The organism is Stutzerimonas stutzeri (assembly GCF_002909485.1).
GTDB classification, from domain to species: domain Bacteria; phylum Pseudomonadota; class Gammaproteobacteria; order Pseudomonadales; family Pseudomonadaceae; genus Stutzerimonas; species Stutzerimonas stutzeri_AH.
The window spans coordinates 100,399-115,258 of the sequence record NZ_PPXG01000004.1 but is presented as its reverse complement, the minus strand read 5'-3'; the positions used below and the strand labels follow the sequence as shown (position 1 = coordinate 115,258).

The window sequence follows — 14,860 nt, the reverse complement described above, 5'->3', positions numbered from 1 at the left end:
AGCCAGCCTCTATTTCCAACGCCAGTAGCCATGCACGAACAGTATCAGCCCAGCCAGATCGAAGCCGCCGCGCAGTCCCACTGGGACTCGCAGAAATCCTTTGAAGTAAGTGAACAGCCCGGCAGGGACACCTTCTATTGCCTGTCGATGTTCCCCTACCCCAGCGGCAAGCTGCACATGGGCCACGTGCGCAACTACACCATCGGTGACGTGATCGCGCGTTACCAGCGCATGCAGGGCAAGAACGTGCTGCAGCCTATGGGCTGGGACGCGTTCGGCATGCCAGCGGAAAACGCTGCGATGAAGAACCAGGTCGCACCGGCGAAGTGGACCTACGAGAACATCGCCTACATGAAGGCTCAGCTCAAAAGCCTGGGCCTGGCAGTCGACTGGACACGCGAAGTCACCACCTGCAAGCCGGACTACTATCGCTGGGAGCAGTGGCTGTTCACCCGCCTGTATGAAAAAGGCGTGATCTATCGCAAGAACGGCACCGTCAACTGGGACCCGGTCGACCAGACCGTGCTGGCCAACGAGCAGGTCATCGATGGCCGTGGCTGGCGTTCCGGCGCGCTCATCGAGAAGCGCGAAATCCCGATGTACTACTTCAAGATCACCGCCTATGCGGATGAGCTGCTGGAGAGCCTGGACGAGCTGGACGGCTGGCCCGAGCAAGTAAAGACCATGCAGCGCAACTGGATCGGCAAGTCGCGAGGCATGGAGATCAGCTTCCCCTACGACGTGGCGAGCATCGGCAGCGAAGGGGTGATGAAGGTCTTCACCACCCGTCCCGATACCCTGATGGGCGCCACCTACGTAGCCGTGGCGGCCGAACATCCGCTGGCAACCCTCGCTGCGCAGAACGATCCCGAACTGCAGGTCTTCATCGACGAGTGCAAGCGTGGCGGCGTCGCCGAAGCCGACATCGCTACCCAGGAGAAGAAGGGCCTAGCCACTTCCCTGCGCGTGCAACACCCGTTGACCGGCGAACTGCTGCCGGTGTGGGTCGCCAACTATGTGCTGATGAACTATGGCGAAGGCGCAGTCATGGCCGTACCCGCCCATGATGAGCGCGACTTTGCCTTCGCCACGAAATACGACCTGCCGATCAAGCCGGTCGTGCGCACCAGCGCCGGCGACCATACCCCGGCGCCCTGGCAGGACGCCTACGGCGAACATGGCGAGCTGATCAATTCCGGCATTTTCGACGGCCTCGACTTCGACGGCGCATTCGATGCCATCGAAGTGGCGCTGCAGAAGAAAGGCCTTGGTCAGGCACGCACCCAGTTCCGCCTGCGCGACTGGGGCATAAGCCGTCAGCGCTACTGGGGCTGCCCGATCCCGATCATCCATTGCGAAAGCTGCGGCGACGTGCCGGTGCCCGAAGACCAGCTGCCCGTCGTGCTCCCCGAAGACGTGGTTCCGGATGGCGCCGGCAGCCCGCTGGCGCGCATGCCGCAATTCTACGAATGCAGCTGCCCGAAGTGCGGCGCGCCGGCCAAGCGCGAAACCGACACCATGGACACCTTCGTCGAGTCGTCCTGGTACTTCGCCCGCTACGCCAGCCCGAACTACGAAGGCGGCATGGTCGACCCGCAGGCCGCCAATCACTGGCTGCCAGTTGATCAGTACATCGGCGGTATCGAGCACGCCATCCTGCACCTGCTGTACGCGCGCTTCTTCCACAAGCTGATGCGCGACGAAGGCCTGGTCAGCTCCAACGAACCGTTCAAGAACCTGCTGACCCAAGGCATGGTCATCGCCGACACCTACTACCGCACGCTGGAAAACGGCGGCAAGGACTGGTTCAACCCGGCCGATGTGGAGGTAGAACGCGATGCCAAGGCCAAGGTCATTGGCGCGAGGCTGAAGTCGGATGGGCTGCCGGTGGAGATCGGCGGCACCGAGAAGATGTCCAAGTCGAAGAACAATGGTGTCGATCCGCAAGCCATGATCGATGCCTACGGCGCGGACACCTGCCGCCTGTTCATGATGTTCGCCTCGCCACCGGACATGAGCCTGGAGTGGTCCGATTCGGGTGTGGAAGGCGCGAGCCGCTTCCTGCGCCGAGTCTGGCGTCTGGCCCACGCGCATGTAAGCGCTGGCCTGCCGGGTGCTCTGGATATCGGCAGCCTGAGTGATGAACAAAAAGCCGTACGCCGCGCGATTCACCTGGCGATCAGACAGGCCAGTGTGGATGTCGGCCAACACCACAAATTCAACACCGCCATTGCCCAGGTAATGACGCTGATGAACGTGCTGGAAAAAGCCGCGACAGATACTGAGCAGGATCGCGCGCTGCTGCAGCAAGGCCTGGAAACCGTCGCCTTGCTGCTAGCGCCGATTACGCCGCATATCTGCCACGAACTTTGGCAGCAACTGGGCAAGCAGGGCGCAATCATCGATGCGCAATGGCCTAAAGTCGACGAGTCCGCGCTGGTGCAGGACAGTCTGACCCTGGTGATACAGGTCAACGGTAAGCTGCGCGGCCAGATCGAAGTGCCGGCGACCGCCACTCGTGAAGCGATCGAGGCGGCCGCACGCAGCAATGAAAACGTGCTGCGCTTTACTGAAGGCCTGACGATCCGCAAGGTCATTGTGGTACCGGGCAAGCTGGTCAACATCGTCGCTAACTGATTCGGCCCCGGCGCCAGCGCCGGGCCTGCAAGGGGATAACAATATGAACAAACGCAATCTGGTCGTGCTGGGCCTGACCCTGCTGCTGAGCGCCTGCGGCTTCCAACTGCGCGGTACCGGCGATGTGGAGTTCGGTCTCAAGGAGATCGATCTTCAAGCCCGCAACAGCTACGGCGAAACCGTGCAGCAGCTCGAAGACCTGCTCAAGAGCAACGGGGTGCGGATTTATCCAGGTGCCAAGTACAGCCTTAATCTGGCCCGCGAGCAGACCCGCCAGCGCACAGCCAGCTACACCAGTTCGGCGCGCAGCGCCGAGTACGAGCTGACCAGCACGCTCGACTACGAATTCCGCGGCCCGCAAAACACGCTGCTGCTCGAAGACAGTATCGAAGTGCAGAAAGTCTACGTGCATGACAGCAACAATCTGATCGGCTCCTCTCAGGAAGGCGACCAGCTGCGTCAGGAAATGCGCCGAGAGCTGCTTCAGCAGCTCGCCCTGCGCATACAGCGCATCACCCCTTCAGAACTCGACCGCCTGCAGCAGGAAGCCGAAGCCAAGGCACGCGCCGAAGCGGAAGCCGTGGAAGCGGCCCGTCGCGCTCAGGATGCACAGCCGCAACAGTCGCCTATCCAACTGCCTATCCAGTGACAGGTTCGGGGGTCCCGAGCCCCCGTTTTCGCATCTATGAAACTGTCCCCCGCCCAGTTAGGTAAGCATCTGCAAGGCCCGCTAGCGCCAGCCTATGTGGTCTCAGGCGACGAGCACCTGTTGTGCCAGGAAGCCTGCGACGCGATTCGGGCTGCGACCCGTACGCAGGGCTTCAGCGAGCGCCAGGTTTTCCATGTCGAAACCGGATTTGACTGGGGCCTGTTGATCGAAGCGGGCGCAAGCCTCTCGCTGTTCGCCGAGAAGCGTCTGCTTGAGTTGCGCATCCCCAACGGCAAACCCGGCGACAAAGGTGCGGCTGCCTTGATCGAATACCTCGCCCGCCCCGCCGAGGACACCGTACTGCTGATCAGCCTGCCCAAGCTCGACGGCAGCAGCCAGAAGACCAAGTGGGCGAAGGCCCTGATCGAAGGCAAGGACGTACAGTTCCTGCAAATCTGGCCGGTGGATGCCGGACAGTTGCCGCAGTGGATTCGACAACGTCTGGCCCAGGCTGGTCTTTCTGCCAACCAGGAGGCTGTCGAGCTGATTGCCGCCCGGGTCGAAGGCAATTTGCTGGCTGCCGCCCAGGAAATCGAGAAACTCAAACTGCTGGCCGAAGCCGGGCAAGTAACCGCCGACACCGTCCAGGCCGCCGTTGCCGACAGCGCCCGCTACGATGTCTTCGGCCTGATCGACGCCACGCTGCACGGCCAGGCGGCGCATGCCCTGCACATGCTGGATGGCCTACGCGGCGAAGGCGTGGAGGCGCCAGTGATCCTCTGGGCGCTGGCCCGTGAGCTGCGTCTGCTGGCCAATATTGCCCAGCAGCATGGCCAGGGCATTCCGCTGGACCGTGCCTTTGCCCAGGCCCGCCCGCCAGTATGGGATAAGCGCCGACCGCTGGTTTCCAAAGCGTTGCAACGGCATAGCGCAACCGGCTGGAGCCAGCTGCTGATGGATGCGCAACGCATTGACGAGCAAATCAAGGGGCAAGCCGCCGGGGACCCCTGGATAGGACTGGCCAATATCTGTCTGCAGCTGAGCGGAAAACGTATCGGAGCGTGATGCGCGATCGCAAGCCGGCCGCAATACGCCAGCCGTACTGGACATTTTTCGTACAACGCCTATGATTCTCTCGCCCGACGGTGGGCACCACGAGGGAAAGATGAATGAGCACACGCAAGAAACGGCCGAACAAGGCCAAACACCTGGTCGCGCAACCGCTGTTCCGCCTCCGCCAGGAAACGCCGAAAAAAGGCAAAGGCAGCTACCGCCGCGAAGCCTCCCAGTCCACCAACTGGGAGGCTTCGGTCCTTCTGGCGGCCTGAAAACCCAATGCCCCCGAAAGCGTGATAATGTCTGCGGCCGACGACACGTTTCGAGAGTGGTGCATGTATCACACCTTCGTTCCCGTTCTGCTGCTGCGTACCCTGGTCGCTGCCTCGGCCATGAGCCTGGTAGTCGCCTGTGCAGCTGAACCCCTTGCGCAGTCCGCACCGGTCAGCAATGCCACCACCCCAGCCAGTCAAGGCAGCGTAAGCGTCGACGTCCGCCCGGAAGTCGTCCATCTAAGCTTTAGCCAGTGGCGCGATCAGTTCCGCGTCGAGGCGCTCGCTGCAGGCATCAGCGCCGAGACCTTCGACCGTGCGTTCGCCGGCGTGCAGCCCGACCCCGCAGTGATCGAGGCCGACCGCAGTCAACCCGAGTTCACTCGACCTGTGTGGCAGTACCTGGAAGGCGCTATTTCACCCCAGCGTGTGCGCAGCGGCCAACGCCTGCTGAATGAACACGCCACCACACTGGATAAGATCGAGGCGCGCTACGGGGTTGATCGCGAAACACTGGTCGCCGTCTGGGGGCTGGAGAGCAGCTTTGGCCAGATCATGGGTGACAAGTCGGTGATTCGATCCTTGGCCACCCTAGCCCACGAAGGGCGCAGACCGGCGTTTGCCAAGAGTCAGTTAATTGCCGCGCTGGAAATCCTGCAGCACGGCGACGTTGCACCCCAGCGTATGCGCGGTTCCTGGGCCGGCGCCATGGGCCAGACTCAGTTTATCCCGACCACCTATAACACCCACGCCGTGGATTTCGACGGTGATGGCAAACGCGATATCTGGAACAGTTCGGCCGATGCCTTGGCTTCAGCGGCGCACTACCTGCAAGCGTCTGGCTGGAAACAGGGGCAGCCCTGGGGGTTCGAGGTACGGCTACCCAAGGAGTTCGACTATGCTCTGGCCGACTCCGAAATACGCAAGCCTATCGCCGAATGGCGCCGTCTGGGCCTGCGCAGCCTGCCCACCGGCTACGACGAGGCCAATGCCAGTCTGTTGCTACCTGCTGGGCACCGCGGCCCTGCATTCCTCGTCATGGACAACTTCCGCGCCATCCTCCGCTACAACAACTCCTCCGCCTACGCATTAGCCATCGGCCTGCTGGCAGAGAATCTCCAGGGCAAGGGGCAGGTAGAAGGTAGCTGGCCGCGGGGCGAACAGCCGCTTAGCCGCTCAGAGCGCCTCGAGCTGCAGCAACGCCTGGTCGCCCAAGGCTTCGATCCAGGTACTCCGGATGGCATCATCGGCGCAAATACCCGCAAGGCCATTCGCGGCTTTCAACAGCGTCTCGGCTGGCCGGCCGACGGACATCCAACTCAGGAACTGCTAGGTCGTCTGCGCGCTCAGCCTTGATCGATAGAGGGGAATACAAAAAGCCCCGGCAGGGCTTCTGCCGGGGCTTTTGCTTTCAAGCCAACGCCTACAATGCTGAAAGGCTTCAGTGCTTGATAGCGACCTCGTAGAGGTAATCCGGTAACGGATCAATAACTACCTGCTGCCCTTGGTAATGAGCCTTCACCGCTTCGCGCGGCACGACTCCATGAGGCACCCGCTGATCGCCGCCCAATCGCTGGCGGGCACGGTAATCGATTACGCAACCATCGGCTTCGACCCAGAAATGCGGCGAAACCACCTTACCGTCCAGCTCGACTTGCCCCAACATCGCTCGGTATGGGATGTGCTGCTTGGCAAGCCGCGTTACAACGAGGCGGCTCATCGCGTCGCATTCGACCTTTGCGCCATCCAGGTCGTCAAGCAAGTCCTTTAACTGGGGTTCGTTCATCTGCAGTGGCCCTCGGTTGGCCTCATGGTGTAAACGAGCGCCACTATAGACCAAAGTCTAATGCGGCGTAATGCCGCAATTTTCCTGCCAACCAGTTCACCACACAGAATGCAACACGATTCGAGGGCAAATCTTGCACTCTTTAAGGCCAAAGAAAAACGCGCATACAGTTGAGGCTGCATGCGCGTTTCTTATCATTTTGATCGGCCGGACTAGACTTATCCCTGCTTGGCCCCATGGGCCTGCTGATCAGCGTGGTACGAGGAACGCACCAGAGGGCCGGAAGCGATGTTCTTGAATCCCATCTTCATTCCTTCTTCGGCGAACCATGCGAAGATATCGGGATGAACAAAGCGCTGTACCGGCAGATGGTTGCGTGATGGTTGCAGGTACTGACCGAGGGTAAGCATGTCGATGTCGTGCTGACGCATCCGGTGCATGACTTCGATCACTTCCTCGTCGGTCTCCCCCAGGCCGAGCATCAAGCCCGACTTGGTGGGCACGCCCGGCACACGCTGCTTGAATTTCTCCAGCAGGTCGAGCGACCACTCGAAATCCGAGCCCGGGCGCGACGACTTGTACAGCCGCGGCACGGTTTCCAGGTTGTGATTGAACACGTCCGGCGGCTCACTGGCAGTGATGTCCAGCGCGATATCCATGCGCCCGCGGTAATCGGGCACTAGGGTTTCCAACTGGATAGACGGCGACAGCTTGCGGATCTCGCGCAGACAATCAGCGAAATGCTGGGCGCCGCCGTCCCGCAGGTCATCACGGTCCACCGAGGTGATCACCACGTACTTCAGCCGCATATCGGCGATGGCCTGGGCCAGGTTTTTCGGCTCATCCGGATCTAGCGCATTCGGGCGGCCATGGCCAACGTCGCAGAACGGGCAGCGACGCGTGCAGATGTCGCCCATGATCATGAACGTTGCGGTCCCGCTGGAGAAGCACTCACCCAGGTTGGGACAGGAGGCTTCCTCACAAACGCTGTGCAGCTTGTGCTTGCGCAGGGTCTGCTTGATCTGGTCGACCTCGGGAGAAACCGGGATACGCACGCGAATCCAGTCCGGCTTCTTCGGCAGCTCATCGGTAGGAATGATCTTCACCGGAATCCGCGCAACCTTCTCGGCACCGCGCAGCTTGACGCCAGCCTCAACCTTGGCCGGGCGCTTGCCTGCCGTTTCTACACTACTCATATGCTTCGATTCCGCCCGCGAGGGTCTTCTGTTGCGCGTATCCGAGCTGCTGAACCAGTTGATCACGCAGTCGATCGGCCACTTCAGAGATGTCGATCGGCCCGATCAGGTCACGCAATTGGGTCATAGGCAGCCCTGCATAACCGCAGGGGTTGATGCGCCGGAAAGGTTCTAGATCCATGTCCACGTTCAGCGCCAGGCCGTGGAAGGACCGGCCATTGCGTATGCGCAGGCCCAGGGATGCGATCTTCGCGCCGTTGACATAAACACCTGGCGCATCAGCTTTAGCTGTTGCCTCGACACTATAGCCGGCGAGCAACTCGATCAGACTCTGCTCGATACGACTGACTAGCTCCCGCACACCTATGCCGAGCCGCCGTACATCGAGCAGAAGATAGCCAACCAGCTGTCCGGGCCCGTGATAGGTCACTTGACCGCCGCGATCCACCTGCACCACCGGTATTTGACCTGGAAACAGCAAATGCTCGGCTTTGCCGGCCTGCCCCTGGGTAAATACAGGAGGATGCTGCAGCAGCCATATCTCATCTTCGCTACCGGCATCGCGGGTATTGGTGAAATGCTGCATGGCCTGCCAGGCAGACCGGTACTCGATCAGTCCGAGATCACGTATACCCACTTGGTGGGTCATCACAGCACCATGTGAACACGGCCAGTGGCCCGCAGATCGACATGGATGGCCTGCAGCTGCTCGACACCGGTAGCGGTGATAAGCACCTGCAGTGAAAGGAAGCGGCCGTTGCGGCTGTCGCGGGTCACGACGGTGGTCTCGTCAAAATCTGGCGCGTGGCGCTGGATGACGTCGATCACGACCTCACGAAAGCCCTCACCAGCATCGCCGATCACCTTGATCGGGTAGCGCTCGCAAGGAAAGTCGATCTTGGGGGCAGATATATCGTCTTGATTATCGGTCATGGGTAACGGACTCGTGATCCGCACATGCGCCGCGGCGGGATCAGCCGGGGCGCACTCGAGCGTGGTCAGTTGAACAGGCTGAAGAAGAACAGGCGAATGCTATCCCAAAAGCGGCGGAACAGCCCACCCTCTTCGATGGTTTCCAGCGCCACCAGATCGGTACTGCGGATCACCTTGTCCGCCATTTTGACGTCTACCTTACCGATAACATCGCCCTGCTGGATCGGTGCAGTGAGCGTGCTGTTGAAGCTCATCACCGCCTCCAACTTCTCCACCTGACCACGCGGTAGCGTCATGGTCAGATCTTGCGCCAGACCGGCCTTCAGCTTGTCCTGCTGTCCTTTCCAGACCTGAGCCTGAGCCAACTCGGTGCCCTTCTGGTAGAACGTGCGCGTCTCGAAGAAGCGGAACCCATAGGTCAGCAGTTTTTGGGTTTCTGCTGCACGAGCCTGCTCGCTGTCGGTGCCGAACACGGCCGAAATGAGGCGCATGTTGTCACGCACTGCAGAGGCAACCAGGCAGAAGCCGGCCTCTTCGGTATGCCCGGTCTTCAATCCGTCGACGGTCTTATCACGCCACAGCAGCAGATTGCGGTTGGGTTGTTTGATGTTGTTCCAGAAGAATTCCTTTTGCGCGTAGATGGCGTAGTGCGCCGGATCTTCGTAAATGATCGCGCGGGCCAGCTTGGCCATGTCATTCGCCGAGGAGTAGTGATCCGGATCCGGCAGGCCGGTGGCATTGACGAAATGGCTATTGGTCATACCCAGGCGTTGGGCGGTGCTGTTCATCAGATCGGCAAAGGCTTCTTCGCTGCCGGCGATGTGTTCGGCCATCGCGACGCTGGCATCGTTACCCGATTGGATGATGATGCCGTGCAGCAGATCGTCGACCGAAACCTGAGTGTTGACCTGAATGAACATCCGCGAGCCGCCGGTGCGCCATGCCTTTTCGCTCACCGTGACCATGTCGTTGTCGCTGATCTGGCCCTTCTGGATCTCCAGCGTGGCGATATAGGCGGTCATCAGCTTGGTCAGACTGGCCGGCGGCAGGCGTTCGTCGCCATTGTGCTCCACCAGCACCTCGCCGCTGGCGGCGTCCATCAGCAGGTAGGACTTGGCAGCCAGTTGCGGAGCGGACGGTACGATCTGCGCTGCCCAGGCGGTCGGCGCGACCGTCAGCAGAGTCAGGACTATGATGCGTTGCACGAGGCTGGTGATTTTCATCCGAATCTCAAGTTAGTCAGGTAAAACAAAGGCAAAGAATTACAAACGCTCAGTCGGCGGCAACCCGCCGCGGCTGGCCAAGGTTGGCCAGGCGAACGCTTTCTTCGAGCTGCATGGCCTCATCCGGCGTGTCGATGGGCCCCATCCGCACGCGGTGCAGCGTCTGCTGATTGTGTACCACCGAGCTGATGAACACCGGAGCAGACACCACTCCGCTCAGCTTGTCCTTGAGTAGCTGAGCCGCATCTGGATTGGCGAAGGCGCCAACTTGGAGAAACAGGCCAGACGCTGCGCGCGAAGCGTTTTTTTTTGCGTCGATTTCCAGCGGCACCGTCGCCGCGGCATGCTGCTGAGGCGGCGGCGTGTACTGCTCGATGGGCTGCGCGATATTACTGGCCGGCTTGTTAGCGGCCATTTGCGGCTGCGCCATCATGCTCGGTACCGGCCGCCCCTGCTGCGCCCACCACTGAGTGGGATCGATACCTTCGACCTTGACCCGTGCCGTACCGCTTTCGGCGAAACCGAGCTTTTTCGCAGCTGCAAAGGACAAATCAATGATCCGGTCGGAATAGAACGGACCGCGATCATTGACCCGCAATGTCACGGTACGCCCGTTATCCAGGTTGGTGACCTTGACGTAAGTAGGCAACGGCAACGTCTTGTGCGCAGCGCTCATGCCATAGAGGTCGTACTTCTCGCCATTGGCGGTAGGCTGGCCATGGAACTTGGTGCCATACCAGGACGCCGTACCGGTAGCCGTATAACGATGACCGTCACTGATAGGGAAGTAGGTTTTTCCCAGCACCGTGTAGGGGTTGGCTTTGTAAGCCCCGTAATGAGGCATTGGAACCGCATCCGGGATCTGCGAGACGTCCACATCCCACCACGGCGCGCCGTCCTTGTGAGGCCGGGAGAAATCACCCGGCCCACTGATGCTAGTGCTCTTGCTCGGCGTGCTGCCAGACTTGGGGGCAGGTGTCGACGAGCAGCTTGCCAACAGCACGCCAGTAACACCTAGCGCGACCAGTCTGGTCCAGAGAACGCTCATTGTTCGCCTCGCGCTTCGGCCAGCATTTGCGACAGCTGATGCACGGCCATGGCATACATCACGCTGCGGTTATAGCGAGTGATGACGTAGAAATTCGGCAGGCCCAACCAATACTCGTCACCCTCCGCACCTTCCAGGCGAAAGGCCGTGATGGCTGTGTCGTCCGCCACTGCCTTGTCGAACTGCCAACCCAGGCTACGCATTTCGCCCGCCTTCTTCTGCGACTCCAGGCCTACGGTCAGGCCTTCTTCGTAGCGCTCACCGGATACCTTCGCCCGCGCCACAACGGGTTCGCCAGCGGCCCAACCGTGTTGCTTGAAGTAGCTGGCGGCGCTGCCGATGGCATCGGTTGGGTTATTCCAGATATCGATGCGACCGTCGCCATCGAAATCCACCGCATAGGCGCGGAAGCTGCTCGGCATGAACTGCGGCAGGCCCATGGCTCCAGCGTACGAGCCCTTGAGCGTGAGGGGGTCGACCTGCTCCTCGCGGGTCAGCAGAAGGAACTCCTTGAGCTGCTGGCGGAAAAACGGCTGGCGCGGCGGATAATCGAAACCAAGGGTCGACAACGCATCGATGACCCGATGACTACCAGTGTTGCGGCCATAGAAGGTTTCTACACCGATGATCGCGACAATGATTTCCGGCGGCACACCATATTCAGTCTCAGCGCGGGCCAAGGCTGTTTCGTTCTCCCGCCAGAAGTCGACGCCCTGGGCGACCCGCGAATCGGTGAGGAAGATCGGCCGGTATTCCTTCCACGGCTTGACTCGCTCGGCCGGCCGCGAAATGGCGTCGAGAATCGCCTGTTTGCGCTCGGCCTGCTTGAACAGGTCACGCAGCTGGTCGCCGACGAAGCCGTAGTCGCGGGTCATTTCCGCGATGAATTCTTCCACATTGGGCCCGGTGTAGTCCGCAGCCTGCAGCGGCAGACTCCCAAGTAAGGCGCCAGTCAAGCTCACGCCCCCAAGCATCCGTGCCATCCAGCCACGCCGTAATGAAATCAACAAAGTCACTCTCGTCAAACCTGCGCGATCCACTTGCGATGGGTGTGGATCGACATCAAAACCCCGAACCCTGACAGCAGGGTCACCAATGAAGTTCCGCCATAGCTTATGAAGGGCAAAGGCACCCCCACAACCGGCAGCAGACCACTGACCATACCGATATTGACGAAAACGTAAACAAAGAAGGTCATCGTCAATGCACCGGCCAGCAGCTTTCCGAACAACGTTTGCGCCTGCGCCGTGATCACCAGCCCTCGAGTGATCAGCAGGATGTACACCACCAGGAGCAGACAGACGCCAACCAAGCCAAACTCTTCGGCGAGAACGGCGATGATAAAGTCAGTATGACTTTCCGGCAAAAAATCCAGATGTGACTGGGTACCCGCCAGCCACCCCTTGCCGAACACGCCCCCTGAGCCAATCGCCGCTTTCGACTGAATGATGTTCCAGCCCGTACCCAGCGGATCGCTTTCAGGATCGAGAAACGTCAGCACGCGCTGCTTCTGATAATCGCGCAAGACGAAGTACCACATCGCCACGGCGATCGGCACGAACGCCGTCACTACACCGATAATCCAGCGCCAGCGCAGCCCACCGATGAATAGCACGAAGGCACCGGAGGCCAGAATCAGCAATGAAGTACCAAGGTCGGGCTGCTTGAGAATAAGCACAAAGGGGATGAGGATCATCGCCAGACTGATAGCAGTGTGCTTGATGCCGGGGGGCAGGCTGCGCGACGACAGATACCAGGCGATGGTCATCGGCATGATGATTTTCATGAACTCGGAGGGCTGAAAACGGATCACGCCGGGTATGTTGATCCAGCGCGTTGCGCCCATTGCCGTATACCCAACGAATTCGACCGCCAGCAGCAATCCCACAACGGCCAGGTAGCCCAGCGGAACCCAACGCGCCATGAATCGAGGCTCGAACTGTGCGATCACCAGCATCACGCCAAGGCCAATGCCGAACGACGTCGCCTGCTTGATGACCATGTCCCAGCTCTTGCCGCTGGCCGAGTAAAGAATGAACAGGCTACCCGCGGCCAGTATTAGCAACAGGACAAGCAGGAGACCATCGATGTGCAGGCGCTGCAGCAGACTGGCTCGGCGCCGCAGCACGTCTTCGCGCGACAGGGTACGGTCGAAGTTGCCGCTCATGGCGCCTTACCTTCTACAGTCAGCGGCGGAGCGAATTCCACCCGCAGCTTGCCCTCTTCGTCCAGCAACCAGGCATCCATTACCTGCTTGGCTACGGGCGCGGCCACACCGGAACCGGATTCGCCGTTCTCGACCATTACCGCCACCGCGATCTTCGGATCATTGGCCGGAGCGAACGCGACGAACAACGCATGATCACGATGCCGCTCAGCAAGCTTGGCGCTGTCGTACTTCTCGCCCTGGCGGATTGCGACCACCTGGGCGGTCCCGCTTTTGCCGGCGATACGGTAGACCGAGCTTTCACCAACCTTCCGTGCCGTGCCGCGAGCACCGTGCAGCACCTGCTCCATTCCATGGTTCGCATAATCCCAGAAGCGCGGATCACGCAGCTGGATGTCAGGAATCGGGTCCGGATCGACGGGCGCCCTGCCGGCAATGCTGCGCGCCAGGTGCGGACGAATCCACTTGCCGCGATTAGCCATCAAGGCGGTAGCCTGGGCCAGCTGGAGCGGCGTTGTCTGCATGTAGCCCTGGCCAATACCGAGAATGACGGTCTCCCCCGGATACCAGGGCTGGCGATAACGCGCGCGCTTCCAGTCGCGCGACGGCATCAGACCGGCGGTCTCCTCATGCATGTCCAGCGAAACGCGCTGCCCGAGCCCGAACCGGGTCATGTAGTCGTGCATACGATCGACCCCCATCTTGTGGGCCAAATCGTAGAAATAGGTGTCGTTGGAGCGGGCAATGGCCAGGTCCAGATCCACCCAGCCGTCGCCGCTGCGGTTCCAGTTGCGGTACTTGTGTTTCACGTTGGGCAGCTGAAAGAAGCCCGGATCGAAGACACGACTGGTCGGAGTGATCACACCCGCGTCGAGACCTGCGACGGCCATCATCGGCTTGATCGTCGAGCCCGGCGGATACAGCCCCCGCAGCACGCGGTTATACAGCGGGCGATCGATGGAATCGCGTAGCTCGCCGTAATCCTTGAAACTGATACCTGTAACGAACAGGTTGGGATTGAAACTCGGCTGGCTGACCATCGCCACGACCTCTCCTGTGGCGGGCAACAACGCGACGATCGCGCCGCGACGCCCACCCAGCGCGTTCTCGGCGGCTTCCTGCAAATCCAGATCGAGCGACAGGGTGATGTCCTTGCCAGGTACCGGATCGGTTCGCTTGAGCACACGCAGGACTCTGCCACGGGCGTTGGTCTCAACCTCTTCGTAGCCGACCTGCCCATGCAATTCGTCTTCGTAGAATTTCTCTATTCCCGTCTTGCCGATGTGGTGCGTTCCGCTGTAATTGACCGGATCGAGCTGCTTGACCTCCTGCTCGTTGATCCGCCCGACGTAACCCACCGAATGGGCGAAGTGCGCGCCCTGTGGATAGTGCCGAACCAGCTGCGCGGCCACCTCGACGCCCGGCAGACGGAACTGGTTTACGGCAATGCGCGCGATCTGTTCCTCTGAGAGCTCATACATGATGGGCACCGGCTCGAATGGTCGGCGCCCCTGCAGCACGCGCTTTTCGAACAGACCGCGCTCTTCCTCACTCAGCTCCAGCACCGCGACAACCGAGTCGAGCACTGCCTTCCAGTCACCGGCCCGCTCGCGTGTGACGGTCAGGCTGAAGCTGGGGCGGTTGTCGGCGATGACACGGCCCTTGCGATCGAAGATCAGGCCACGGTTGGGCGGGATCGGCTGCACATGGACGCGGTTGTTCTCCGACAACGTCGAATGGTGCTCGAACTGCACCACCTGCAGGTAATACATCCGCGCAACCAGCACGCCGATCAGCGCCAATACAACAGCAAGGCCCACGATGACGCGCCGGCGTACTAGCAGGGCGTCCTTTTCATGGTCCTTGAGCTGAATCGGTTGCGGCATGGTGAGG

At 60.7% G+C, this 14,860-nt stretch carries 14 protein-coding genes; 5 read left to right on the top strand and 9 right to left on the bottom strand.

The features are described 5' to 3' along the window. Nucleotides 1-30: 30 nt before the first annotated feature. The 5 genes from leuS (at nucleotide 31) to CXK91_RS10870 (ending at nucleotide 5,970) form a co-directional block, all read left to right on the top strand. Nucleotides 31-2,637, top strand: coding sequence for a leucine--tRNA ligase (gene leuS / locus CXK91_RS10890; RefSeq protein WP_103456152.1), 2,607 nt, complete (start codon nucleotides 31-33; stop codon nucleotides 2,635-2,637). A gap of 43 nt (nucleotides 2,638-2,680) precedes the next feature. Further along, entirely contained in the window at nucleotides 2,681-3,286 is a 606-nt protein-coding gene (gene lptE / locus CXK91_RS10885) for an LPS assembly lipoprotein LptE (protein ID WP_103456151.1), read from the top strand. 36 nt (nucleotides 3,287-3,322) lie between these two features. Next, nucleotides 3,323-4,351 (top strand): DNA polymerase III subunit delta, encoded by a 1,029-nt coding sequence (holA, locus tag CXK91_RS10880; RefSeq protein ID WP_103456150.1) that lies wholly within the window; start codon nucleotides 3,323-3,325, stop codon nucleotides 4,349-4,351. Between the two features lie 104 nt (nucleotides 4,352-4,455). Then, nucleotides 4,456-4,614: an alternative ribosome rescue factor ArfA gene (arfA, locus tag CXK91_RS10875; RefSeq protein WP_003285150.1), complete on the top strand. Its 159-nt coding sequence runs from the start codon at nucleotides 4,456-4,458 to the stop codon at nucleotides 4,612-4,614. A 63-nt stretch (nucleotides 4,615-4,677) separates the two neighbouring features. Then, complete coding sequence (locus CXK91_RS10870; RefSeq protein WP_103456149.1) at nucleotides 4,678-5,970, top strand: lytic murein transglycosylase; 1,293 nt, start codon at nucleotides 4,678-4,680, stop codon at nucleotides 5,968-5,970. Nucleotides 5,971-6,055: 85 nt separating this feature from the next. Here the strand turns inward: CXK91_RS10870 and CXK91_RS10865 are convergent, their stop codons facing one another. The 9 genes from CXK91_RS10865 to mrdA form a co-directional block, all read right to left on the bottom strand. Beyond that, complete coding sequence (locus CXK91_RS10865) at nucleotides 6,056-6,400, bottom strand: hypothetical protein (protein ID WP_103456148.1); 345 nt, start codon at nucleotides 6,398-6,400, stop codon at nucleotides 6,056-6,058. Nucleotides 6,401-6,618: 218 nt separating this feature from the next. Next, entirely contained in the window at nucleotides 6,619-7,596 is a 978-nt protein-coding gene (gene lipA / locus CXK91_RS10860) for a lipoyl synthase (protein WP_103456147.1), read from the bottom strand. Then, nucleotides 7,589-8,245: a lipoyl(octanoyl) transferase LipB gene (gene lipB / locus CXK91_RS10855; RefSeq protein WP_103456146.1), complete on the bottom strand. Its 657-nt coding sequence runs from the start codon at nucleotides 8,243-8,245 to the stop codon at nucleotides 7,589-7,591. Before lipB ends, lipA begins: the two co-directional genes overlap by 8 nt. Further along, nucleotides 8,245-8,529: a DUF493 domain-containing protein gene (locus CXK91_RS10850; protein ID WP_003285156.1), complete on the bottom strand. Its 285-nt coding sequence runs from the start codon at nucleotides 8,527-8,529 to the stop codon at nucleotides 8,245-8,247. The genes lipB and CXK91_RS10850 overlap by 1 nt, the downstream gene beginning before the upstream one ends. Nucleotides 8,530-8,594: 65 nt before the next feature. After that, nucleotides 8,595-9,752: a D-alanyl-D-alanine carboxypeptidase family protein gene (locus CXK91_RS10845; protein ID WP_103456145.1), complete on the bottom strand. Its 1,158-nt coding sequence runs from the start codon at nucleotides 9,750-9,752 to the stop codon at nucleotides 8,595-8,597. Between the two features lie 49 nt (nucleotides 9,753-9,801). Beyond that, entirely contained in the window at nucleotides 9,802-10,800 is a 999-nt protein-coding gene (locus CXK91_RS10840; RefSeq protein WP_103456144.1) for a septal ring lytic transglycosylase RlpA family protein, read from the bottom strand. After that, nucleotides 10,797-11,774, bottom strand: a complete 978-nt coding sequence (gene mltB, locus CXK91_RS10835; RefSeq protein ID WP_103456143.1) for a lytic murein transglycosylase B — start codon at nucleotides 11,772-11,774, stop codon at nucleotides 10,797-10,799. The genes CXK91_RS10840 and mltB overlap by 4 nt, the downstream gene beginning before the upstream one ends. 47 nt (nucleotides 11,775-11,821) lie before the next feature. Continuing rightward, nucleotides 11,822-12,925: a rod shape-determining protein RodA gene (gene rodA / locus CXK91_RS10830; protein WP_181003950.1), complete on the bottom strand. Its 1,104-nt coding sequence runs from the start codon at nucleotides 12,923-12,925 to the stop codon at nucleotides 11,822-11,824. A gap of 38 nt (nucleotides 12,926-12,963) precedes the next feature. Beyond that, the gene (mrdA, locus tag CXK91_RS10825; RefSeq protein WP_103456141.1) at nucleotides 12,964-14,853 is read right to left on the bottom strand and encodes a penicillin-binding protein 2; all 1,890 of its coding nucleotides are present in this window, start codon (nucleotides 14,851-14,853) and stop codon (nucleotides 12,964-12,966) included. Nucleotides 14,854-14,860 lie beyond the last annotated feature (7 nt).